This window comes from Ruegeria sp. H6 (genome assembly GCF_056532975.1).
On sequence record NZ_JBQFOA010000004.1, the window covers coordinates 56,259 to 76,911 of the forward strand.

Here is a 20,653-nt window from a genome sequence, read left to right on the forward strand (position 1 = left end):
CGGGCTGTGTGACGACCCACGGACAAAGCCCAATGGATCAATAATAACGATACCCGGCGCGGAGATTCCGGCCGGGATACGCGCTTATCGTTACATTGGGTGAGAAAGTCAACCGAAAACCGGTGCTATAAATCCGATGCCTGCATGGCGTGTGCCACGGCCTCGCCCAGGTTAAAAGTGATCTCGACCATCATCTTGTCATAGGCCCCAAACAGCGACTTGTTCAGCGCCCGTCCGGCCTCGGTCCGGGAAAACGCGATATTCTCGCGCAATTGCGTCTCGGTCAGGGGGCGGTAGGCGAGTATCAGAAAGGAATAGATCCATTCGACAGTCTCTTCCTCGGCCTCTTCCCCACGGGATAACAGGCTGCCCAACAGCGCATCGTTGCCGGTCGATCCGCCCTGCCCGGTCGCCAGCCCGCGGATGAACGCATAGTCCGAGTTGAATGACGTCCGCACGTTCTGTTCAATCAAATCGTTCACGCTCACGTATTCGTCCACAAGACGATAAAGCGAGCTGTCCCGATCTGCCTGCGCATAGGACTGCCGGGCCATTTCGTCGATGGCGTCGTCCGTCATCGCCAGTCTGGCCGAGTTTTCCAGCGACACGATGGTCTGCCCAAGCTCGCTTTCAAAGAAGATCGCGGCCTGTTCGATCTGACTGTCGGACATGCGGTTGGTCACGGAATGTGCAATCAAACGGCGCATCCAGACCGGGTCATACATCTCGGCGATTTGCGACGATAAATAGTCAATCCCAACACCGTCGAGCAGTGATTCACCCAATTGCTGACCCTGCGCGCGGCCTTCATCGGCCAGAATCGTCAGGGTCTCTTGCACCTTCATGGCACGCAGCAGGCGTTCTGCTGGCTCTTCCGCCGCCAGGGGCAGCGCCAACCAAAAGAACGCTGCGATGAGAGCCAGGAAAAGGCGCATCAAATATCCTGTGCCGGGCGCAGCTCTGCCATTCGGGCGGCGAGAATTTCAAACTTCTGCGCCATGATTTCGTACTGAATGACATTCAGCAGCTCATACACTTCCTGCATGAGCGGCTGTTCGAGCGCATCGACATAGGCATCCACGTCAGCGTCTGAGAAGTCCTGATACGTATAAGCCGCGTTTGACAGGGCCGAGATCTGCAAAGACCGGCGCAGCTCAGGCTCTTGCCGTTTCATGAATTCCCGCAACTCATCGGCGTTCATCTGTAGTTCGATGACACCCGATGCGCTGGCCGACAGCAGGAACCGGATCTGGATTTCCTGCAGCGCGCGCAGCGATGTACCGCTGGCATCGACCGCGCGGTTCATACGTTTGAGGCTTTCGACGCGGGTCGATCCATCCTTGATCAGATCAGACACGATTTTTTGACCTTGGGCATCTTTCGCATCGTCATCCTCATCCAGATGCGCCGCGTTTTCCGCTTTGACCAAACGTTGCCCAAGGTCGGTTGCGTAAAACTCGACTGCGTGCATCAGCGCTTCGTCGCTGAGGGTTTGTTCCAGAATTGAAACCGCGGTTTCGTGCATATCCTCGGTGTCGAACACTTCGGCCGTCAGCCGCGACCAATCGGAACCGAACCCGTCGGGATCGATCCCCAACATTTGCGGAGCGGACGCCGAAGCCTGGGCAATACTTTCCAGCGCGACGTCAAATCCCGTGGTGGTCAGAAACGCCTCAATGCGGTCACGGCTTGCTGCGGTTGCGGATGAAACTGTCAGGCAAACGGTCAGAAGAACCGCGAGGACGGGCAGAACGAACTGGCGCATGGAATAGGTCATAGACCTGAGCCTAGGTGTTTTCGCTCAACTGGCAATGGAAAATCCCGCTTTGGTGAAAATCGGGAATTTTCTGCTTGCACCGCTGCGCGTTCCTCACTAAATCCCCCCCTCACAGACCCCCGCGGAGAGGTGCCGGAGTGGTCGAACGGGGCGGTCTCGAAAACCGTTGTGGGTGCAAGCCCACCCAGGGTTCGAATCCCTGTCTCTCCGCCAGATTTACTGGCTTTTCTCAAACCCTAACTTTCGCGCCTACCGGCTGGCGGCATCAATCCGCCGTTTAGCATCCTTCTGATCAGCGTGAGGTGGCTCAAACCTTGGGCGCAGGGTAAATCTACCGGTTTTCCACTTTGCAATCAGATAGTTTGTACACATCTCGATATTGGATTTATTTCAAAGGAGACCTCTCATGTCCCGTCTGATGATTTTTGTAGTTTTGGCCCTTTTGGCCGTTGGCGCATATTTCCTTGTGTCGCAATCTGAACAAACCCCAACTGAGCAGCTGCAATCTTCGGCCGAGGATGCAGGTGATGCGGTGTCTGAGGCCGCCGATGCGGTGGGCGACGCCGCAAATGACGCGGCGCAGACGGTGACGGAACAGGCGTCCGAGGCTGCATCCTCGGTTGCGGAACAAGCGGGTGAGGCCGCGTCTGCAGCGGGCGATCAGGTTGCTGCGGCTGTGGAACAGGGCCAGGACCTGCTGAGCACCTGGATCGCAGAGGGTAAGTTGACGGCGCAACAGTTCGACTATGACACAATGGTTAGTGCTGTGCAGGAAAGCACCCTGTCGCAAGAGATCAAGACCCAGGCCGTGGCCATACTGGATGATATCAAAGCAGCCCCGGAAACGATCGTAGAAAAGATCGTCGAATTGCGCGCTTTGCTGAGCCAGCAATAGATGCGGCGGCGGGGTCGGCCTTGGGCCGGCCCCTTCCCCAGCGTCAGACCGGCATGTCGTTGACGTGTCGGTTGTAATTTGTTTGGCTTGGATCAACCTCAACCCTTCGGACAGCAGGATTTCGGTTTTCTGTTCGCATTCAAAAGGCCAGCAACGTGACCCAAATTCCTGAGACCATGTTCGCGGTCATCCAAACGCATGATGGATACGCGTCGCAAATGTCGTCCCCGTCCATCAATGATGCGGCGGATTGGCTGGCCGAGGCGCAATTGCCCGTGCCCTCACCCGGTCCCGGGCTGGTTCTGATCCGCCTAAGAACGGCATCTGTTAATCCGTCCGATATCCACTTTATCAAGGGCGAATATGGCCAACCCCGCGTCAAAGGTGCCGCCGCAGGTTTCGAAGGCTGCGGAGACGTTGTGGCAACCGGAGACGGTGCCGAAGGTCTGTTGAACCAGCGCGTGGCTTTTGTCGCCGCAGGGTCCGGAGCATGGGCGGAATATGTGGTTACGAATGCCCAGATGTGCATCCCGCTGCGCCCGGACATATCCGACGAGGATGGCGCGGCGCAGATCGTGAATCCTCTGACAGCGATGGCGATGGTCGACATCGCGCGCGCCGATGGGGATGCTTTTGTGGTTTCAGCCGCGACAAGCCAATTGGGAAAACTGATGTGCAGCCTGGGGCATGATCTGGGGCTGAAGCCAATTGCGCTGGTACGACGCGCCGAAGTCGAGCCTCACTTGAAGGAGCTTGGCGCTGCAGAGGTGCTGGTCACTACAGAGGACGATGTGGCCAGCCGGTTCGCATCGATCAGCGCCGCGCTCAAGCCGCGTGTGTTTCTTGACGCGGTTGCCGATCAACTGTCCGAGCAGGTCTTTCGATCAATGCCAAACAAAGCGCGATGGGTTTGTTATGGCAAGCTAAGCACTGAGATGCCACAGCTGACGCAAATGGGTCAGTTGATCTTTATGGGAAAGAGGATCGAAGGGTTCTGGCTGACGCAGTGGATGATGTCCACGCCACCCGCCGACCAGATGCGCGTCGTTACCGAAGTGCAGGCCCGTTTCGCAGAGGGGCGTTGGAAAACCGATGTATCGGAAAGACTTACGTTACGAAATCTGCTGCCAAATTTAGCCGATGCGCTGAAAAAGAGTGACGGCAAGGTGATAATCACGCCATAGTGAAGGGAAGGCCGGGGTCAGCAAAACCGGGGCCACATGACTGCCTGAGGTTGCGGTAACGGGAGGACGAGTTTGGACAACGCGCAGCTGCTGATCAGCGGGCTGGCCAATGGCTGTGTCTACGGCTTGATCGCACTTGGCTTTGTGCTGATTTACAAAGCGACCGAAGCGGTGAATTTCGCCCAGGGCGATTTCATGATGCTGGGGGCCTTTGTCACCATTGGTCTGACGAACACCGAATATATGGGCCTGCCCTTCTGGATGGCGCTGCCGATATCGCTGGGGATCATGGCGGTCGTTGGCTATCTGGTCGAACGCCTGATCATCCGGCGGATGTTCGGTGAAAGCCAAACAGCGGTGGTCATCCTGACGATTGCAATGGGTTTCGTGATCCGGTTCGTAGCCGGCCTGATCTGGGGGCACGAACCGCACACATTGCAAAACCCGCTGGCCGGCAAAGAGGTGCGCTTTGGCGGGTTGGTTCTGGGGATGGAGGATGTGGCCGTCATTGTCGTCACCATCCTTTTGACCTGGGGGCTTTATGTGTTTTTCAGCCGAACCAAGTTGGGGCTGGCGATGCAGGGCGCGTCGCAAAACCAGCTTGCGGCCTATTACATGGGGATCCCGGTCAAGCGGGTTCAAGGTTTTGTCTGGGCCCTGGCCGGTGTCGTCGCGGGGATCGCCGGGATCCTGTTTGCCGCCAAGGGCTCGGTCGATCCGACCACCGGGTTGTTGGGGATCAAGGCGTTTGCGGCCGCTGTCATCGGCGGGTTCGGCAGCCTCCCCGGCGCATTGGCCGGAGGGTTGATCGTCGGCGTGATCGAACCCTTCGCCAGCCGCTATATCGCCGCCGGTTATAGCCAGATCGCGCCTTATGCCTTGTTGCTGGCTGTCCTGATCTTCCGCCCGCACGGGCTGTTCAGTCAGGTTCGGGTCAAAAAGGTCTAGGCGCATGAGGATCGTATTCAAAACCGACTACATGCAGGATATCCGGCCCTGGAAAGATGGCTATCAACTGGGCCTCTATCTGATCCTGCTGGTCGTCGTGTTCGCCGCCCCTTGGTGGTTGGATGATTTCTACTTGGGTGAGCTGACCAATGTGCTGATCTGGGCCATTGCCGGGCTTGGCCTGATGATCCTGACGGGTCACACCGGTCAGGCCAGCCTGGGCCACGCGGCGTTTCTGGCCTTTGGCTGCTATGCCAACGTCGCCCTGATCGAACTGGGCGTGCCGTTTCTGATCGCCTTTCCTCTGGCCGGTGTTCTGACCGGTATCGCAGGTGTGACTGTTGCCATCCCTGCCTTGCGCCTTCACGGGATCTATCTGGCAATCTTCACGCTCGCGCTGTCGATCCTGATGGATGACATCATCGTGCTAGCCGAACCGATCACCGGAGGAGTCGCTGGCAAGTATTTGGGTGGGGTCGAGGTTTTTGGCATTCTGATCGATCGCTGGGGCACACCGGCGCAGTTCTTCTGGCTGGTTCTTGGCGTCGCCGTTCTGGTCACGCTGGGATACATCAATCTGCTGCGCGCACCGCTTGGGCGTAGCTTCATCGCTGTGCGCGATTCCGAGGTGTCGGCGCAAGCCATGGGTGTCGATATCGCGCGCACCAAAATGATCTCATTCGCGCTGTCTTGTATGGTCACCGGCTGGGCAGGTGCACTGATGGGGCTTTATGCCGGGGCGTTCAATAACGAGACGTTCAACGTGCTGATCTCGATCCAGCTGTTGATGATGATCGTCATCGGCGGGTTGGGGTCGATCCACGGCGCGTTTCTGGGCGCTATCGTCATTGGGTTTCTGCCGCAGTTTCTGTCAATCTCTAAAGAATATGCCGCAGCCCTGTTTGGCGGAAACACCGTCGCCATTCCGGGGCTCGAATTCGGCATCTTCGGTATGATCCTGATCGCCTTCATCCTGTTCGAGCCGATGGGAATGTACGGCCGCTGGCTGAAAATCCGCACCTGGTTCGAACTGTTCCCCTTCTACCGCAAAGACATGTTCAAACGGCAGAAATCCTATCTCAAGACGGAGCGCCTGAGATGAGCCTGCTGGAGTTCGAAAACGTCACCCTCAAATTCGGCGGACTGACGGCGGTGGATGATCTGTCGTTCTCTGTGGAACAGGGTCAGGTTTTTGCCATCGTGGGGCCGAATGGGGCCGGAAAATCTACTGTATTCAACCTGATATCGCGATTTTATGATCCATTTGCCGGATCTATTCGGTTCGATGGTCACGATTTGCTGCAGGTGAAGCCTTCGGGCGTGGCCGCCTTTGGCGTTGCGCGGACCTTTCAGAATATCGAGCTTTTCGAACACGCCACGGTGCTGCAAAACCTGCTGGTCGGACGCCACCGGCATCGCCAGACTAACATGTTGTCCGAAATTCTGTTCCTGCCTTCCGCACGGCGTCAGGAGCTGGAGAACCGTGAGAAGGTCGAAGAGATCATCGACTTCCTCGATCTGCAGGCCTACCGCGACAAGATGATCTCAGGCCTGCCCTACGGCGTTCGTAAAGTGGTCGAGGTCGCACGCGCACTGGCCACCGATCCAAGCCTGCTGTTGCTGGATGAACCCGCCTCGGGACTGTCAGTTGAAGAGACCACGGATATGCGTTGGTGGATTGACGACATCCGCCGCCAGATGGGGATCACCGTGCTGATGGTGGAACACGACATGGGCCTTGTGTCTGGCGTGTCGGATCGGGTTCTGGCGATGGCGGACGGGGCAAAACTGGCCATGGGCACCCCGGCCGAAGTGCAATCCCACCCGGCGGTGATCGAGGCGTATTTGGGGAAAGCCTCATGAGCGATCCCATCTTGGAAATCCGCAATATCGAAAGCTTCTATGGCCCGATCATGGCCATTCGCGGAGTGTCACTGGATGTGCATCCGGGGCAGATTGTTTCCATTTTGGGCGCTAATGGCGCGGGCAAGACCACATTGATGAAGACTATTTCGGGTGTCATGGACCCCGAAAAGGGCCGGATCACCTTTGACGGCCGGGATACTCAGGGGTCCGAGCCGCATAAGGTGGTCGAACAGGGCATTGTCCATGTCCCCGAAGGGCGCGAGGTCTTTCCGCTGCTGACGGTTGACGAAAACCTCAGCCTCGGGGCTTTTACCTTGTCAGACAAGGCGCAGATCGAGCGTGATCGCGAGTTGGTCTTTTCCTATTTTCCAATCCTTAAAGAACGCCGCAACCAAGAGGCCGGCACCCTGTCCGGCGGTCAGCAACAGATGCTGGCCATCGGGCGCGGGCTGATGGCCAACCCCAAGATCATGTTGCTGGACGAACCGTCGCTGGGCCTATCCCCGCTCCTGGTGCAAGAGATATTCGAAATCCTCAAACGTCTGAACACCGAACAGAACATGACCATGATGCTGGTCGAGCAAAACGCCAACGCCGCGCTGGAACTGGCCCATCATGGCTATGTCATGGAGGTCGGGCGCATCGTCATGGACGGCCCCTCCGCTGAGCTGTTGCAGTCGAAGGACATCCAGAATTTCTACCTTGGCGTTCAGCAGGACGGTGCCCGCGAAAGCCGCCGCTGGAAGCGGAAGAAGACATGGAGATGAGCCAGATGGACGCCAGCCCCCTGCCCGCTCAGACCATGATCAACGGCGTGCAGTTCAACGCAACGCCCGGTCAGCGACCCTTGCGGGTGGACGGCTGTATCACTCTGGCCGAGCTGTTCCAGAAACGCTGCGCCGAGCTGGGCGCGCGGACGGCGCATCGCGAAAAGGACCTGGGGATCTGGAAATCCTATTCCTGGACAGATTATTGGCAACATGCCAAATGGATCGGTCTGGGCCTGCGAAAGCTGGGGTTGGAACGCGGTCAGGTCGTGTCGATCCTGTCAGAAGACCGCAAGGAATGGGCCTGGCTTGATATGGGAATACAGGGCGTCGGCGGGATTGCGTCGGGCGTTTACACAACCGACAGCGCCAGCCAACTGCAATACCTGATCACAGACAGCGACAGCCGGTTTCTGATCGTTGAGGACGAGGAGCAGCTGGACAAGTTCTTTGCCGTCGAAGACGCTTTGCCAGACCTGCTGAAAGTCATCATTCTGGAAGACGAAGGGCTGCACGATCTGGAGCATCACCGTTGCATGATGATCGACCAGCTATACGCGCTTGGACATCAGGCCGAGGCTGAGGATCCCGGCCGGTTCGAGGCCGCGATTGCCGAGACAACACCGCAGGATACCGCGATACTGGTTTACACGTCGGGGACCACCGGCAACCCCAAAGGCGCGATGCTGAGCCACGAAAACATCATGGCCACTATCGAGGCTGGCGCGCATGCCCTGCCTTCGTTGATGACCGACGAGCAGCTGTGTTTCCTGCCGCTGTGCCACATCCTTGAACGCGATGTATCGGTCTATTTGCCGCTGGCCTCAAAATGCACGGTTAATTTCGCCGAAAGCCCCGAAACGGTCTTTGCCAACCTGCAAGAGGTCTCGCCCGCCACGTTCACCGCCGTTCCGCGTGTCTGGGAGAAGATTTATTCTCAGGTGCAGATCCTGGCCCAGGACGCGACGCCTGCCGGGCGGCTCGCGTTTGGCCTGGCGGTCAAGGCCGGGATGGTCCGCGCGGAATATGTGATAAACGGAAAGCCTGTTCCGGCCGGCATCGCCGCACAGTTCTGGCTTTGGGACCGGCTGGTACTGCGCAATCTGCGACGTATGTTGGGATTGGACAAGCTGCGTCGCGGTGGTTCGGGCGCCGCCCCAATCTCACCGGATTTGCTCAAATGGTTCTGTGCTATCGGCGTACCGGTGGTCGAAGGGTTCGGCATGACCGAAACCTCGGGCATCGCGGCACTCAATACGTTGGAGGCCAACAAATTGGGAACCATTGGTCGCGCTGTGCCGGGCTGCGACATCAGGGTTGCCGAGGACGGAGAGCTGCAGGTCAAGGGCCTGAACGTATTTCAGGGCTATTGGCGCAACAACGCCAAGACGGCGGAGACCTTCACCGCTGACGGCTGGCTGCGCACGGGCGATATGGGGCGGATCGACGAAGATGGGTTTGTCACGATCACAGGGCGGCTCAAGGACATTCTGATCACCGCAGGCGGCAAGAACATCACGCCTGCCGAAATCGAAAGCCGGTTAAAGTTTAGCCACTATATCTCGGACGCGGTAATCATCGGCGATGGGCGCAAATACCTGACCGCGCTGATCATGATCGATCAGGACAATGTCGAGAAATTTGCGCAGGACCGCAAAATCCCGTTCTCGAATTTCGCCTCACTTTGCGCGGCACCCGATGTAACCGATCTGATCAAGGCCGAGGTTGCTGCCGCCAACACTGATTTTGCACGGGTCGAGCAAATCAAGGACTTTCGCCTGATCGACGTGCTGCTGACCGCAGAAGATGAGGAACTGACCGCCACGATGAAACTGAAACGCGGGTTGGTCGAAGAAAAGCACGCATATCTGATTGAAGATATGTACAGTTAGGAAAAGACATCTTTGGGAGGAGATAAATGAACATCGTTTTCAAAGGACTTGCAGCAGCGGCTTTCAGCGCTACCGCAACGCTCGTGTCGGCCCAAACGCAAGGCGTTACTGACGATGAAATCGTCATCGGTTCGGTCAATGACCTCAGCGGTATTTTTGCGGCAGTGGGCGTTCCGGCGACCAAGGGCGCGAATGTGGTGTTTGACCGGGTGAACGCCGAAGGCGGCGTGCATGGGCGGCAGATCCGTTATGTGGTCGAAGACAATGGCTATCAGATGCCGCGCGCGATGCAGGGCTATAACAAGCTGCTGAACCGCGACAAAGTGTTTGCGATGCTGCAATCGCTTGGCACTCCGATGAATGTGGCTGGGTTCAAGCTTCTGGATCCAAAAGGGATCCCCAATGTGGCCCCCCTGACCGCCGCGCGTCAGATGCTGCAGGAGCCGATGAAGAACAAGTTCACATCCTTCTCGACCTATTACGATCAGGCGCGCGTGGGTGTGAAATACCTGGCCGGAGAGTTCGGCGGCCAAACCGTGTGCACCATGTATCTGCCGACCGATTTCGGCGAAGAAATCCTTGAAGGCAGCAAAGCCGGGGCCGAAGAGGCTGGGATCACCTTTGGGTCAGAGACCACGCACAAACCGGATGAAACGGATTTTGTCGGCTCGCTGAGCAAGCTCAAGGAAGAAGGCTGCAACATCGTGACGATGGCGCTGGGCGTCCGGCAGGCGATCACCGTGGTTGGCACGGCCAAGAAAATGGGGTTGGAGGATATGAAATTCCTCGGCACTTCGGCCAGTTTCCTGACCGTCGTGGCACAGGTGCCCGGTGGCGTGACGGACGGGTTCTATGCCGCGGCCTCGTGGCTGGACCTCTGGGCCCGCGCTGAGGAGCCCGCCCCGGCTGCGTTTATCGCGGAATACAAGGCCGCAACGGGCGAGGATCCGGTCGGCTTTGCGATGCTCGGCTATTCCGCTGCCGAGATGATGGTCAAAGCGCTGGAGGCCGCAGGACCCGATCTGACCCATGAAAGCTTTATCTCGGCAATGGAATCTCTGGACTACATGGATGAACTGGTCGGCAACCACATCACCTATGGCCCCGATGATCACCAGGGTGCCGATACGGTTTTCGTCAGCGTTGTCGAGAACGGCGCCTGGAACCTTGTTTACGAGGAATAGTCGCTAACGGTTGAAAAAACTGCACTGTGTTTGCCCGGCCCGTCCGGGCGAACACGACCTCCAATTCAGTGAAACGTGATTAAATTTTGAGCAATCTCTGCTTGCAAGTTTGGGTGGATTTCATAGATTGCGTGGATGAAATTCAATGAATCCAACGCACTATTGCATCTGGCTGACAAGCCGGTAATCGCTCAGGGCAATCGACAATATGTCTATCAGCACCCTGACCTGCCTGATACTTTGCTCAAAATCCCGCAGTCCCATACCATGGACGAGCATTATAACCTGCTGACAGACAGCTGGTTTGACCGCAGGTTTCGCGGCTCGACAGTGTTCAAGGGGTTTCTGCGTGAGTTTCAGGAATCCTTTGCCCTGATGGCGCGCCACCAACAGGGTGCAAACACCCTACCTGTTTGTGAGGTCCGGGGTGTCGCGCAGACTGATCTGGGTCTTGCGTTGCTCTATGAACGCATTGCCGAGCCGGATGGTGAGCTTTCCCCAAGCCTTTTTGACCTTGTTTCCTCGGGCCGCATTACCCGCCAGCATGTGGACGATCTGCACCACCACTTTGACATTCTGGCGGACGAGAATGTCGTCATCAGCAACAAGAACCAGAAAAACCTGGTGTATCAAAGCTTTGCAGATGGTTCAGGGCGTTGGGTCTGGATTGATAGTTTCGGGTGCAAGCAAACAATCCCGATCCGACGCTGGTACAGGCGATTGAACGAACGCAAACTGGATCAAATTCGAGCCAAATTTGTCGGAATTGCAGAAAGAGCCCTGCGCGAGAACACGCACGCCTGATCGCTAGCCCTTTCCAAAGCGCTTCAAAAGCACAAAGAAAAACGACCGCACAAGACGTGCGGTCGTTTTCTTTTTCTCGGTGTTCCCGGCGATTAACGCTTGGAGAACTGGAACGAACGACGCGCTTTGCGCTTACCGTATTTCTTACGTTCCACAACGCGGCTGTCGCGGGTCAGGAAGCCAGCGGCTTTCAGGGCGCCACGCAGCGAGGGATCGTACAGCTGTAGCGCTTTCGAGATGCCGTGCTTGACCGCACCGGCCTGACCGGTCAGGCCACCGCCTTTGACGGTTGCAACAACGTCGAACTCACCTTCAACGCCGGCAACCTGGAACGGCTGGCGCAGGATCAGCTGCAGAACGGGGCGCGCGAAATACACGTCCTGGTCTTTGCCGTTCACGGTGACCTTGCCGGAACCCGGCTTGATCCAAACGCGGGCAACAGCGTCTTTTCGCTTGCCGGTGGCGTAGGAGCGGCCCAGCTCGTCACGTACGGGTTCACGCACGACGACTTCTTCGGTCACGGTTTCAACGCCTGCGACGGCGCTCAGCTCTTCGAGAGTATTGATCTGATCAGCCATCGGTCATTAGCTCCGGGTGTTTTTCTTGTTCATGGATGCAACATCCAGAACTTCGGGCGCTTGCGCCTCGTGGGGATGCTCGGCACCGGCGTAAACGCGCAGATTGGTCATCTGCTTACGTGCCAGACGGTTGCCCGGCAGCATGCGCTTGACCGCTTGGGTCACAACACGCTCGGGGTGTGCGCCTTCGAGGATCTGCTGCTTGGTGCGGGATTTGATGCCGCCCGGGTGGCCAGTGTGCCAGTAGAAGTTCTCTTCGCGCTTCTTGCCGGTCATCTGGATTTTGTCAGCGTTAATCACGATGACATTGTCGCCCATGTCCATGTTCGGGGTGAACGACGCTTTGTGCTTGCCACGCAGGCGCATGGCGACGATCGAGGCAAGACGGCCCAGAACAACGCCCTCGGCGTCGATCAGGATCCATTTCTTGTCGATGTCTGCAGGTGTTGCAGAAAAGGTTTTCATGGCAGGATAGTCCTGTTTGATGTGAAAGACCGGCCTGAACACAGACCGGTCCGAATTCGATGGTCGGGTTTTATGAGGTGCGCGTTCGCGGGTCAAGCGTATCTATGTAGATTTAATTACATAAAAACAATCAGTTATAAAATAGGTATTATTTTACCCCATTCCTTAACCATTCTGTTTTCCTCAAAACCCAGCGCATCAACATACCATCGCCATTCCCCAGATCCCGTCGTCGCGTGTCGACATGGTATGCGCCCAGTTTTGCGGTCGCCTTCTGCGAACGGATATTCGACGGGTCGATGTGAAACCAAACCTCGTCATGATCCTGAAACGCATGGTTCAGCATCAATGCTTTCACGGCCCTGTTGCTACCACCGCCCCAGTGATCCCGAACAAGAAAACTGTAACCAATCGCAATTCCGCCCGGTGTCTCGGGTGGCTCGTAGAATCTTGAGCATCCAATGACCCGACCGTTTGTTTCACGAATGGTGACGGCCCCTCCGGCCCCTAACAAGAATTGAAAGTATGGACCAAAGTCCTCTTTTTTGTGCCGAGTCGTTGCAGGGTGTCCGGCCCAGATCAATGGGTCACTGGCGGCGGCAAAAAGCGGTTCAAAATCGGTCTCGATCATCGGGGCGATTAGAAACTGCGCGTCACGCAATTCCGAGATTTGCATAATCTTTTCCAATCAGACCGATATCTGTTCGGGCGGGTTGTCCAGCAAGGCGCGCAGTCGCTGCATCGCATCCTCGAACTGATCCAGCGTAACGTGGCCATTCATGGCGATGCGCACCGCATTGGGCGCGCGTCCGTCCCGCAGGGCGAACTCATCAGCGGACCGCAATTGTATCCCTTCCCGCTCTGCGGCGCGGCTGAACGCGGCCGCACGCCAACCAGAGGGCAGATTGAGCCAGACAAAGGGCACCTCTGGCGCCCAATTGAGGTCAAAGCCGCCCAAAGCATTTACCGTAATGCGCACATACTCTCCCATTCGCTTGCGGACATCCTGGGCGATCTGCCGTGTGCGAGGATCGGAAAGCAGCAGGCGCGTCAGTTCTGCAAGCGGTTGGGCCAACCCGAAATAGCCATACTCAGCGGAGCGCCGCAGGTCCGCACTGCGTTCTTTTGGGGCAATCGCGAACCCGACGCGCAAGGCTGGCGTCAGGATTTTCGAAATCGATGACACATGCCATCCGCGCTCCGGCGCCAGGGCCCGAAAGCTGGGTTCCAGCGCATCCCCCATGCGATAGCAATCATCTTCGACGATTTGCAAATCGAACCGGCGGGCGATCTCAACGATCTCCTTGCGCCGTTCCAGCGGTGTGTGCAGGCCCGTCGGGTTTTGCACCTCGGGTGAGACGCAGACCGCCTGCGCCGAGGTCTGGCGCAAGACATGCTCCATCGCTGACGGGTCTATCCCCCAATTGTCCATGCGAATCCCGACAACCTCGGCTCGCATCAATTCCCCCGCCCGCCGGAACCCGGCATAAGACAGATCCTCGACCAAAACGACCGGTTTGGGGCCCGACAGGATCGTCTGGAACACCAGACACAGCCCGTTTTGCCCGCCATGCGTCAGCACAATGTCATCATGGGTCAACGGCCCCAACGGAAGATCAGACAGCCAGTCGACGACAGACTGGCGCATCGGCGCATAGGCATCGCGCGTTGGGTAATTCATGAAAAGCCAGGGATCGGCTTCCGAAACCTTCTCCATACACTCGCGGATCAGTTTGACCTGGCCCATGTCGGGCAATCGCGGGCTGAACAGGCTGACATGTTTGTCATTCTGACTTTCTGCCAAATACAACTGCCGTGACCAGACATCATCCAGGATCGGAGATTTTGGCGGTGCAACGAATGTACCACGCCCTACCTCAGCTTGTAGCAGGCCCTCGTCGGTCAGAATCGTATAAGCCCGCGCAACGGTTCCGGGTGTTATCTGCAAGCGATACGCCAGTTCGCGCACCGGAGGCAGTTTCACTCCGATCTCCAGCGTTTTGTTTTCTATCGCTTTTCGAATGGTATCGGCGACCAGAGTATATTTCGGACCCTTTGCTTTTGGGAGCGATTCCGGCCAAATTGTATCCATTACAATTCTTCCTTTGATTTTGACACAATTCTGAATGTATCAATGTTTTGTACCGAACATATTTGCTTTGTGTCAATACAATTTGAAAGGATACCCAAGATGACACGCACAATGCACAACCCCGCCCTCATGTTGCTGAACGACAGCCCCCGGCTGCCGCTGATCGCTGCGCTGGCCGTGTGGTTTGCGGTGACGGTCACAAAATGGGAACAACGCCGTCGCAGTCGCGTGAATCTGGGCAAGCTGGATGACCGCCTGTTGCGGGATGTCGGTTTGACGCGCGTTCAGGCCCGCAACGAAGTTCAGCGCTATTTCTGGATGAATTGAACGAATCCCCAGTCCCACCTCGTGGGACCTCTTCCTGGACCGGGGCTTGTCCCCGGTCTTTTTTATCCAAATCGCGCCGCAGCTGATCCTTCGGGCGGGATCGCATAGGTCATGCTGGCGCGCGCCACGGGCATGTCAGAGCCCTCGGAAAACAGCAGCACATCCCCAACCGCCAATGTCTTGCCCAGTTTCAGCAACCGGCATTGGGCCAGCATGTCTTTTGAGCCATCCGGCTTTCGCAGAAAATCCAGCGAGCTGTTGGTGGTGACGGCCAGCGATTGCCGCCCTTTCCGCGCCAAAACCATGGCGTAGACACTCACATCAGCCAGCCCGAACATTGACGGCCCGGAAACTGTCCCCCCGGGGCGCAAGTGCCGGTCTTCGACCAGCAGTCGCATTATGATCGTCTCTTCGGTCAGCGCTTCGACAACAAAGTCACGATGAACCTGTGGAAAAACCTGTTCCAGATATTCGGTCAGTTCTTCTTTGTTCAAAGCCAACGACATGCTTTCCCTCCGCCCTGCGCAGCCCTACAGTTGGCCAACAGTCTACCGGAGGGCAAGATGGCAATTTTAGAACGTAACGACACCGGTGCCACTGCGCGCCTGACCTTGAATTCACCGGATCGCTTGAATGCCCTCAGCGACGAGATGTTGGCTGCCCTGCAGCAGGAATTCGATGCCCTTAGCAAAGACAGCACGATCCGTGTGGTTATTCTTGCCGGAGCGGGCAAAGCGTTTTGTGCGGGCCATGACCTGAAACAGATGACACAGGGGCGGCAATCCGAAGATGGCGGCAAGGCGTATTTTCACGACCTGTTTCAGCGATGCGCCAAAATGATGCTGTCGATACAGAAACTGCCGCAGCCGGTGATCGCCCAAGCGCACGGCATCGCCACGGCAGCCGGGTGCCAGTTGGTGGCAACCTGCGATATGGCCGTTGCCGCTGAAGGCACTCGTTTTGGTGTAAATGGGGTCAATATCGGGCTGTTCTGTTCAACCCCCATGGTGGCGCTCAGCCGGAACATTCCCAGAAAACTAGCGTTCGAGATGTTGACCACGGGCGAGTTCATCTCGGCCGAGCGTGCGGCAGAGCTGGGTTTGATAAACCGCGTGGTACCGGAAATGCTGCTTGAGCACGAAACCAATGCACTTGCAAAACAGCTGGAAAGCAAACTCGGATCGGCCGTGAAAATCGGAAAAGAGGCGTTTTATCAACAGCTTCAGATGCCCGTCGATCAGGCCTATGACTACACCGCCGAAGTAATGGTACAGAATATGCTGCATCGCGACACAGAAGAAGGCATTTCTGCGTTTATCGAAAAACGGCCGCCGGATTGGCATCAATAATGCAAGAATTTTAGTAATTTTTGATCACTGTTCGTATTTTTGCACTTTTCAAAGGGGCAACACTGTGGCAAAGGTGGGACGAGGCTAAGGCCAATAAGATCCTTTTGGGTCGCCGTGGGCGGAAGGTCCCTCCAAGCTGGTTTCTCTCACCGGCGTCGACATTCCCGCAGCGGCGACCCCAAGACTACCCCTAAATCTGGCAGAAAAACCGAACGCTTCAAACGCGTTGCTATGCTGCGCGTTGTGCCCTATGTGGCAGCCCATGACACAGACATTGCATATTGTGGGCGGCGGCATGGCCGGGTCCGAAGCGGCATGGCAGGCGGCAGAAATGGGCGTCGACGTGATGATTCACGAAATGCGCCCATCGGTCGGCACCTTCGCCCATCAAACCGGAAATCTGGCCGAGATGGTCTGTTCCAACTCTTTCCGCTCGGATGATGACGAACAGAACGCTGTTGGCCTGTTGCATTGGGAAATGCGTGCAGCCAACGGTCTGATCATGACCACCGCAGATGCCCACCGCCTGCCCGCTGGTGGAGCTTTGGCAGTCGACCGGGATCCGTTCGCCGAAACCGTCACCGCAAAGCTGCGCGCACACCCCAGGATTTCTGTCACCGATGAAGAGGTCACCGCCCTGCCCGACGAGGGCAATTGGATCTTTGCCACCGGGCCACTGACCTCTCCGGACTTGGGTGCTGCGATTCAGGCCGAAACCGGCTCCGAGGCTTTGGCTTTCTTCGATGCCATTGCCCCCATCGTCTATGCCGAAAGCATCGATATGAGCCAGGCCTGGATGCAGTCGCGTTATGACAAGGGCGAGACCGAAGAGGAACGCACCGCTTATCTGAACTGCCCGATGACCCGCGACCAATATGAGGCGTTCATCGACGCGCTTCTGGCCGCGGACAAGACCGAATTTCACGAGGGCGAAACGGCGGGCTATTTCGACGGCTGCCTGCCGATCGAAGTGATGGCCGAACGCGGGCGCGAAACCCTGCGCCATGGACCGATGAAGCCGGTCGGCCTGACCAACCCACATGCGCCAGACGAAAAACCCCATGCCGTTGTTCAACTGCGGCGGGACAACGCTTTGGGGACCCTGTTCAACATCGTCGGTTTTCAGACCAAGATGAAATATGGGGCACAGACCGACGTCTTTCGGATGATCCCCGGTCTGGAAAACGCCAGCTTTGCGCGGTTGGGCGGTATTCACCGTAATACATTCCTGAATTCGCCGACCCTTCTCGACGATCAGATGCGGCTGAAATCGCGCCCGAACATTCGGTTTGCCGGTCAGATCACCGGGGTCGAAGGCTATGTCGAAAGCGCGGCGATGGGTTTGCTCGCAGGCCGTCTTGCAGCAGCCGAGATTCTGGGCCACACCCTGCCCCCTGTTCCACAAGACAGCGCGATGGGAGCCCTGATCCACCACATCACAGGCGGGGCCGAGGCGAAGACGTTCCAGCCGATGAACGTCAATTTCGGCCTGTTCCGCCCGGTTGACGGTCTTAAAGGCGGTCGGCGCGGACGCAAGGACAGGTACAAAGCCTATACAGACCGCGCCAAAACTGCCTGGAGCGACTGGGTCGCACAATCTTGATCCTCTTTTGGGTCTGGACACGTACTCTGATCTGCATGGTATAGAAACAGCGTGATTTTCCGAACCCGATTTGCCCCTTCCCCAACCGGCCCATTGCATCTGGGGCACGCCTATTCGGCGTGTCTGGCCACGGATATGGCCAAGGCGCAGGGTGGCGCGTTTCTGCTGAGGATCGAGGATATCGACCTATCCCGCGCCCGCCCGCATTGGGAGGCGCAGATCTTTGACGACCTCAAGTGGCTTGGTCTTTCCTGGCCGGTTCCTGTCATGCGTCAGTCTGAACGCCTGCCGCGTTACCGCCAAGCGCTGAATATGCTCATCTCAAAAGACCTTGTGTACCCCTGCAACTGTAACCGCGCGGATATTGAGGCAGCTGCCGGAGCCCCGCAAGAAGGCATCCCTCAGTTTGGGCCGGACGGACGGATTTATCCGGGCACTTGTCGGGACCGTTTGATGCAGGATGCCGCCCCGACGGATGTCTTGCGGCTGAGCCTTGAAAAGGCCCTTGCGCTGATCGACATCAGGACCTTCTCGGAAACTGGCCCCGGTTTTGCCGATTTGTATACGCTCGACCCGGATGCTTTGTTGCAAACGGTCGGTGACATCATTCTGGTGCGCCGGAATATGGGAAGCTCCTATCACCTTTCGGTGGTGGTGGATGATGCGGATCAGAACATCACACATGTGGTCCGGGGTGAAGACTTGTTCGAAGCAACTCAGATACATGTGGTACTGCAATGCCTGTTGAATTTGCCGGTCCCAACCTATCACCACCATCCTTTGATCCGGGATGATCAGGGCAAGCGCCTTGCGAAACGGGACGATGCCCGCGCGATTGCCAAATACCGGGCCGACGGCCTTAGCCCACAGGACGTTCGCGCTCTGGTCGGGCTCTGATTCACTTTCATCTTTTCAAAAATATTCTCGCCGACGGCATGGCGCTTGCGCCACTCAGGCCATCGGTGACATCAGCTCGACCTCTTCGCCCTCGCGCACCGCCGTGTAAAAGCAACTCCGACGGTTGGTGTGGCACGCGGGACCCTGCTGACGCACGACCACCAACAGGCAATCGCGATCACAATCGACGCGCAGATCAACCAGCTCCTGCACATGGCCCGAGGTTTCGCCCTTGATCCAGAATGACTGACGCGATCGCGACCAGTAGGTGACATGCCGCGTTTCAAGCGTGCGTGCTACGGCCTCGGCATTCATCCAGGCCATCATCAATACCTCGCCGGTCTCATCAGCCTGCGCGATGGCGGGGATCAACCCGGCCTCATTGTATTTCAAACTTGATGGATCGAACGCGACGGGCTGCGACATGGTAAAAACCTTTTGCATCTAAAGGGCTGGCCACTATGTATGAGGAACAGTCAACGAGGGAAACCCATGTCCGGCGAAACCGATCTGATAAAACTCTACTCAGGCCGTATTCTGGCATTGGCCGCGGATATCCCGCATCTCGATCGGCTGGACAGCCCTGATGCGACCGTCAAGAAACGCGCGCCCCTGTGCGGCTCGACCGTGACTGTGGACATCAAGCTTAGAGATGGGCATATCGCCGAATATGGCCAGGACGTGAAGGCCTGTGCCTTAGGGCAAGCTTCGGCTTCTGTCGTTGGTAGTGCCATCATCGGTACGACCCGCGCCCAGGTTGAAACCGCACGTGATCAGCTGGCTGCCATGTTGAAAAAAGACGGTCCTGCGCCCGATGCGCCGTTTGACGGGCTCGAAGTTCTGATGCCTGCCCGCGACTACAAGAACCGCCATGCGTCGATCCTGTTGGCGCTGGACGCGACCGTCGAGGCATTGAAACAGGCTGAGCAGGCCGACTGCGCCTAACCATGGCCTTTGGGTGCAAACCCGTATAGCCTCGCGGTAATTTCGACCGGGGGTTTGGTGTGAACAATCTTCTTGAACATTTTGTCACCCTTTGGGTCGTGATCGATCCGATCGGCACAATTCCCGTATTCATCGCCGTCACTGCCAGCGCTTCTGTTGCTGCGCGTCGCAAGACCGCCGTTCTGGCCGCGTTGGTCAGCGCCGGAATATTGCTGTTCTTCCTGCTCTGCGGGCAGCTGGTGATTGAGGCGCTTGATATCGGGCTGAACTCGTTCCAAGTGGCCGGCGGCATTATCCTGTTCCTCTTTGCTCTGACTATGATCTTTGGCGAAAGCAAACAGGATATGGAACAGCGCCAGGCCGAAGAAGATGTGGAAGACAAGCTGCACCAGACCAACCCGGCGATCTTTCCGCTGGCTGTGCCATCCTTGGCCTCACCCGGTGCGATGCTGGCGATTGTTGTTCTGACCGATAACCATCGCTACAGCGTCGCCGATCAGGGGATTACCGCGTTGGTCATGCTGTCTGTCATTGCCATTGCCTGCGTGCTGATGCTGTTGGCCGAGCCGATCATTCGCCTGATCGGCCATTCAGGCGCTGCGATCATCAGCCGGGTGATGGGCATGATCCTGGCCTCGGTTGCTGTGAATTCGGTCCTTTCTGCGATCCTGGAAATCATGCGAACCGGTCAGCTGTAAAAAAAACCGCCGCTCCTTCCGGGCGGAAAGGGCGGCGGCAGGTATTGCGTGTCTCGTGTTGGGGTCCGGATAACCGCGCGGGGCCGAGGCAGGCCCCGTCAAAGGGTATGGGACAGGCAGGTCACCCTTGACTGAGATGGGGATGACAAACGCGGGTTAATCGGCACGAGATCGCAGGCAGAATGGCTTAGAACCCCATGGGCAGGTGAAGGGCAACCACCAGCATGACCACCAGCGAAACCGCGCCTGCTGCGTCTTGCAGCAACGTTGCTTGTGAACGGCTAATCGCGGTTTTGATCTGGGTCAGCATGGTCTCACCTCTGTTCGGGGTTTAATCATTTGTTGACTTTTTGTTCTCATATTTTTCCGAGTCAGTAAAGAA

The 20,653-nt window shown here is 57.2% G+C and carries 24 protein-coding genes and 1 tRNA gene; 16 read left to right on the plus strand and 9 right to left on the minus strand.

Translation table 11 applies throughout. From position 1 onward, the window contains the following. Window positions 1–125: 125 nt before the first annotated feature. The gene (locus tag ACR0AG_RS09830; RefSeq protein ID WP_480838283.1) at window positions 126–935 is read right to left on the minus strand and encodes a DUF2059 domain-containing protein; all 810 of its coding nucleotides are present in this window, start codon (window positions 933–935) and stop codon (window positions 126–128) included. Further along, on the minus strand, window positions 935–1,777 hold the full coding sequence (locus ACR0AG_RS09835) for a DUF2059 domain-containing protein (RefSeq protein ID WP_480838285.1): 843 nt from the start codon (window positions 1,775–1,777) through the stop codon (window positions 935–937). The genes ACR0AG_RS09830 and ACR0AG_RS09835 overlap by 1 nt, the downstream gene beginning before the upstream one ends. Before the next feature lie 123 nt (window positions 1,778–1,900). Between ACR0AG_RS09835 and ACR0AG_RS09840 the strand changes: the two genes are divergently transcribed. The 10 genes from ACR0AG_RS09840 (at window position 1,901) to ACR0AG_RS09885 (ending at window position 11,317) form a co-directional block, all read left to right on the plus strand. After that, a tRNA-Ser gene (locus tag ACR0AG_RS09840) sits at window positions 1,901–1,990 on the plus strand. A 193-nt stretch (window positions 1,991–2,183) separates the two neighbouring features. Next, on the plus strand, window positions 2,184–2,672 hold the full coding sequence (locus ACR0AG_RS09845) for a hypothetical protein (RefSeq protein WP_480838287.1): 489 nt from the start codon (window positions 2,184–2,186) through the stop codon (window positions 2,670–2,672). Window positions 2,673–2,827: 155 nt separating this feature from the next. Next, the gene (locus tag ACR0AG_RS09850; protein WP_480838289.1) at window positions 2,828–3,856 is read left to right on the plus strand and encodes an alcohol dehydrogenase catalytic domain-containing protein; all 1,029 of its coding nucleotides are present in this window, start codon (window positions 2,828–2,830) and stop codon (window positions 3,854–3,856) included. 72 nt (window positions 3,857–3,928) lie between these two features. Then, window positions 3,929–4,804, plus strand: coding sequence for a branched-chain amino acid ABC transporter permease (locus tag ACR0AG_RS09855; protein WP_480838291.1), 876 nt, complete (start codon window positions 3,929–3,931; stop codon window positions 4,802–4,804). Window positions 4,805–4,808: 4 nt separating this feature from the next. After that, window positions 4,809–5,906 (plus strand): branched-chain amino acid ABC transporter permease, encoded by a 1,098-nt coding sequence (locus ACR0AG_RS09860; protein ID WP_480838293.1) that lies wholly within the window; start codon window positions 4,809–4,811, stop codon window positions 5,904–5,906. Continuing rightward, complete coding sequence (locus tag ACR0AG_RS09865) at window positions 5,903–6,667, plus strand: ABC transporter ATP-binding protein (RefSeq protein ID WP_480838295.1); 765 nt, start codon at window positions 5,903–5,905, stop codon at window positions 6,665–6,667. Before ACR0AG_RS09860 ends, ACR0AG_RS09865 begins: the two co-directional genes overlap by 4 nt. Beyond that, on the plus strand, window positions 6,664–7,437 hold the full coding sequence (locus tag ACR0AG_RS09870) for an ABC transporter ATP-binding protein (RefSeq protein ID WP_480838297.1): 774 nt from the start codon (window positions 6,664–6,666) through the stop codon (window positions 7,435–7,437). Before ACR0AG_RS09865 ends, ACR0AG_RS09870 begins: the two co-directional genes overlap by 4 nt. Window positions 7,438–7,442: 5 nt before the next feature. Further along, window positions 7,443–9,329, plus strand: a complete 1,887-nt coding sequence (locus ACR0AG_RS09875) for an AMP-dependent synthetase/ligase (RefSeq protein ID WP_480838654.1) — start codon at window positions 7,443–7,445, stop codon at window positions 9,327–9,329. 26 nt (window positions 9,330–9,355) lie between these two features. Then, window positions 9,356–10,513: an ABC transporter substrate-binding protein gene (locus ACR0AG_RS09880; protein WP_480838299.1), complete on the plus strand. Its 1,158-nt coding sequence runs from the start codon at window positions 9,356–9,358 to the stop codon at window positions 10,511–10,513. Between the two features lie 135 nt (window positions 10,514–10,648). Then, window positions 10,649–11,317, plus strand: coding sequence for a YrbL family protein (locus tag ACR0AG_RS09885; RefSeq protein ID WP_480838301.1), 669 nt, complete (start codon window positions 10,649–10,651; stop codon window positions 11,315–11,317). Window positions 11,318–11,409: 92 nt separating this feature from the next. On the opposite strand, the gene rpsI is transcribed toward ACR0AG_RS09885, so the two are convergent. From rpsI to ACR0AG_RS09905, 4 genes are all read right to left on the minus strand, one after another. Next, window positions 11,410–11,895, minus strand: coding sequence for a 30S ribosomal protein S9 (rpsI, locus tag ACR0AG_RS09890; RefSeq protein ID WP_480838303.1), 486 nt, complete (start codon window positions 11,893–11,895; stop codon window positions 11,410–11,412). 6 nt (window positions 11,896–11,901) lie between these two features. Continuing rightward, on the minus strand, window positions 11,902–12,360 hold the full coding sequence (gene rplM / locus ACR0AG_RS09895) for a 50S ribosomal protein L13 (RefSeq protein WP_480838305.1): 459 nt from the start codon (window positions 12,358–12,360) through the stop codon (window positions 11,902–11,904). A gap of 148 nt (window positions 12,361–12,508) precedes the next feature. Continuing rightward, on the minus strand, window positions 12,509–13,048 hold the full coding sequence (locus tag ACR0AG_RS09900; protein ID WP_480838307.1) for a GNAT family N-acetyltransferase: 540 nt from the start codon (window positions 13,046–13,048) through the stop codon (window positions 12,509–12,511). Then, a complete protein-coding gene (locus tag ACR0AG_RS09905; protein ID WP_480838309.1) occupies window positions 13,049–14,452 on the minus strand; it encodes an aminotransferase-like domain-containing protein in 1,404 nt (467 codons plus the stop codon). A 99-nt stretch (window positions 14,453–14,551) separates the two neighbouring features. Between ACR0AG_RS09905 and ACR0AG_RS09910 the strand changes: the two genes are divergently transcribed. Next, window positions 14,552–14,779, plus strand: coding sequence for a DUF1127 domain-containing protein (locus ACR0AG_RS09910; RefSeq protein WP_480838311.1), 228 nt, complete (start codon window positions 14,552–14,554; stop codon window positions 14,777–14,779). A gap of 62 nt (window positions 14,780–14,841) precedes the next feature. Here ACR0AG_RS09910 and ACR0AG_RS09915 read toward each other — a convergent pair whose 3' ends face one another. Next, window positions 14,842–15,285, minus strand: a complete 444-nt coding sequence (locus tag ACR0AG_RS09915; RefSeq protein WP_480838313.1) for a PaaI family thioesterase — start codon at window positions 15,283–15,285, stop codon at window positions 14,842–14,844. A gap of 57 nt (window positions 15,286–15,342) precedes the next feature. On the opposite strand from ACR0AG_RS09915, the gene ACR0AG_RS09920 reads away from it, so the two are divergent. The 3 genes from ACR0AG_RS09920 (at window position 15,343) to gluQRS (ending at window position 18,628) form a co-directional block, all read left to right on the plus strand. Then, window positions 15,343–16,128: an enoyl-CoA hydratase gene (locus tag ACR0AG_RS09920; RefSeq protein ID WP_480838315.1), complete on the plus strand. Its 786-nt coding sequence runs from the start codon at window positions 15,343–15,345 to the stop codon at window positions 16,126–16,128. Between the two features lie 262 nt (window positions 16,129–16,390). After that, window positions 16,391–17,731 carry a methylenetetrahydrofolate--tRNA-(uracil(54)-C(5))-methyltransferase (FADH(2)-oxidizing) TrmFO gene (gene trmFO / locus ACR0AG_RS09925; RefSeq protein ID WP_480838317.1) on the plus strand — a complete coding sequence of 447 codons (1,341 nt, stop codon included), beginning with the start codon at window positions 16,391–16,393 and terminating at the stop codon, window positions 17,729–17,731. A 51-nt stretch (window positions 17,732–17,782) separates the two neighbouring features. Beyond that, window positions 17,783–18,628: a tRNA glutamyl-Q(34) synthetase GluQRS gene (gene gluQRS / locus ACR0AG_RS09930; protein WP_480838319.1), complete on the plus strand. Its 846-nt coding sequence runs from the start codon at window positions 17,783–17,785 to the stop codon at window positions 18,626–18,628. Between the two features lie 54 nt (window positions 18,629–18,682). Here gluQRS and hisI read toward each other — a convergent pair whose 3' ends face one another. Then, window positions 18,683–19,072, minus strand: a complete 390-nt coding sequence (gene hisI / locus ACR0AG_RS09935) for a phosphoribosyl-AMP cyclohydrolase (protein WP_480838321.1) — start codon at window positions 19,070–19,072, stop codon at window positions 18,683–18,685. 48 nt (window positions 19,073–19,120) lie between these two features. On the opposite strand from hisI, the gene ACR0AG_RS09940 reads away from it, so the two are divergent. Together ACR0AG_RS09940 and ACR0AG_RS09945 are read left to right on the plus strand one after the other, a co-directional pair. Next, window positions 19,121–19,573 (plus strand): iron-sulfur cluster assembly scaffold protein, encoded by a 453-nt coding sequence (locus ACR0AG_RS09940; RefSeq protein ID WP_480838323.1) that lies wholly within the window; start codon window positions 19,121–19,123, stop codon window positions 19,571–19,573. A 59-nt stretch (window positions 19,574–19,632) separates the two neighbouring features. Then, the gene (locus ACR0AG_RS09945) at window positions 19,633–20,271 is read left to right on the plus strand and encodes a MarC family protein (protein ID WP_480838325.1); all 639 of its coding nucleotides are present in this window, start codon (window positions 19,633–19,635) and stop codon (window positions 20,269–20,271) included. 187 nt (window positions 20,272–20,458) lie between these two features. On the opposite strand, the gene ACR0AG_RS09950 is transcribed toward ACR0AG_RS09945, so the two are convergent. Further along, window positions 20,459–20,581, minus strand: a complete 123-nt coding sequence (locus ACR0AG_RS09950; RefSeq protein WP_480838327.1) for a hypothetical protein — start codon at window positions 20,579–20,581, stop codon at window positions 20,459–20,461. Between the last annotated feature and the right edge of the window lie 72 nt (window positions 20,582–20,653).

Bases quoted from the DNA above. Each gene is read 5' to 3' on its own strand.
- ACR0AG_RS09830 (WP_480838283.1), bottom strand. From the start codon at position 935: ATGCGCCTTTTCCTGGCTCTCATCGCAGCGTTCTTTTGGTTGGCGCTG.
- ACR0AG_RS09835 (WP_480838285.1), bottom strand. From the start codon at position 1,777: ATGACCTATTCCATGCGCCAGTTCGTTCTGCCCGTCCTCGCGGTTCTT.
- ACR0AG_RS09845 (WP_480838287.1), top strand. From the start codon at position 2,184: ATGTCCCGTCTGATGATTTTTGTAGTTTTGGCCCTTTTGGCCGTTGGC.
- ACR0AG_RS09860 (WP_480838293.1), top strand. From the start codon at position 4,809: ATGAGGATCGTATTCAAAACCGACTACATGCAGGATATCCGGCCCTGG.
- ACR0AG_RS09865 (WP_480838295.1), top strand. From the start codon at position 5,903: ATGAGCCTGCTGGAGTTCGAAAACGTCACCCTCAAATTCGGCGGACTG.
- ACR0AG_RS09870 (WP_480838297.1), top strand. From the start codon at position 6,664: ATGAGCGATCCCATCTTGGAAATCCGCAATATCGAAAGCTTCTATGGC.
- ACR0AG_RS09875 (WP_480838654.1), top strand. From the start codon at position 7,443: ATGGACGCCAGCCCCCTGCCCGCTCAGACCATGATCAACGGCGTGCAG.
- ACR0AG_RS09880 (WP_480838299.1), top strand. From the start codon at position 9,356: ATGAACATCGTTTTCAAAGGACTTGCAGCAGCGGCTTTCAGCGCTACC.
- ACR0AG_RS09885 (WP_480838301.1), top strand. From the start codon at position 10,649: ATGAAATTCAATGAATCCAACGCACTATTGCATCTGGCTGACAAGCCG.
- rpsI (WP_480838303.1), bottom strand. From the start codon at position 11,895: ATGGCTGATCAGATCAATACTCTCGAAGAGCTGAGCGCCGTCGCAGGC.
- rplM (WP_480838305.1), bottom strand. From the start codon at position 12,360: ATGAAAACCTTTTCTGCAACACCTGCAGACATCGACAAGAAATGGATC.
- ACR0AG_RS09905 (WP_480838309.1), bottom strand. From the start codon at position 14,452: ATGGATACAATTTGGCCGGAATCGCTCCCAAAAGCAAAGGGTCCGAAA.
- ACR0AG_RS09910 (WP_480838311.1), top strand. From the start codon at position 14,552: ATGACACGCACAATGCACAACCCCGCCCTCATGTTGCTGAACGACAGC.
- ACR0AG_RS09915 (WP_480838313.1), bottom strand. From the start codon at position 15,285: ATGTCGTTGGCTTTGAACAAAGAAGAACTGACCGAATATCTGGAACAG.
- ACR0AG_RS09920 (WP_480838315.1), top strand. From the start codon at position 15,343: ATGGCAATTTTAGAACGTAACGACACCGGTGCCACTGCGCGCCTGACC.
- trmFO (WP_480838317.1), top strand. From the start codon at position 16,391: ATGACACAGACATTGCATATTGTGGGCGGCGGCATGGCCGGGTCCGAA.
- hisI (WP_480838321.1), bottom strand. From the start codon at position 19,072: ATGCAAAAGGTTTTTACCATGTCGCAGCCCGTCGCGTTCGATCCATCA.
- ACR0AG_RS09940 (WP_480838323.1), top strand. From the start codon at position 19,121: ATGTCCGGCGAAACCGATCTGATAAAACTCTACTCAGGCCGTATTCTG.
- ACR0AG_RS09950 (WP_480838327.1), bottom strand. From the start codon at position 20,581: ATGCTGACCCAGATCAAAACCGCGATTAGCCGTTCACAAGCAACGTTG.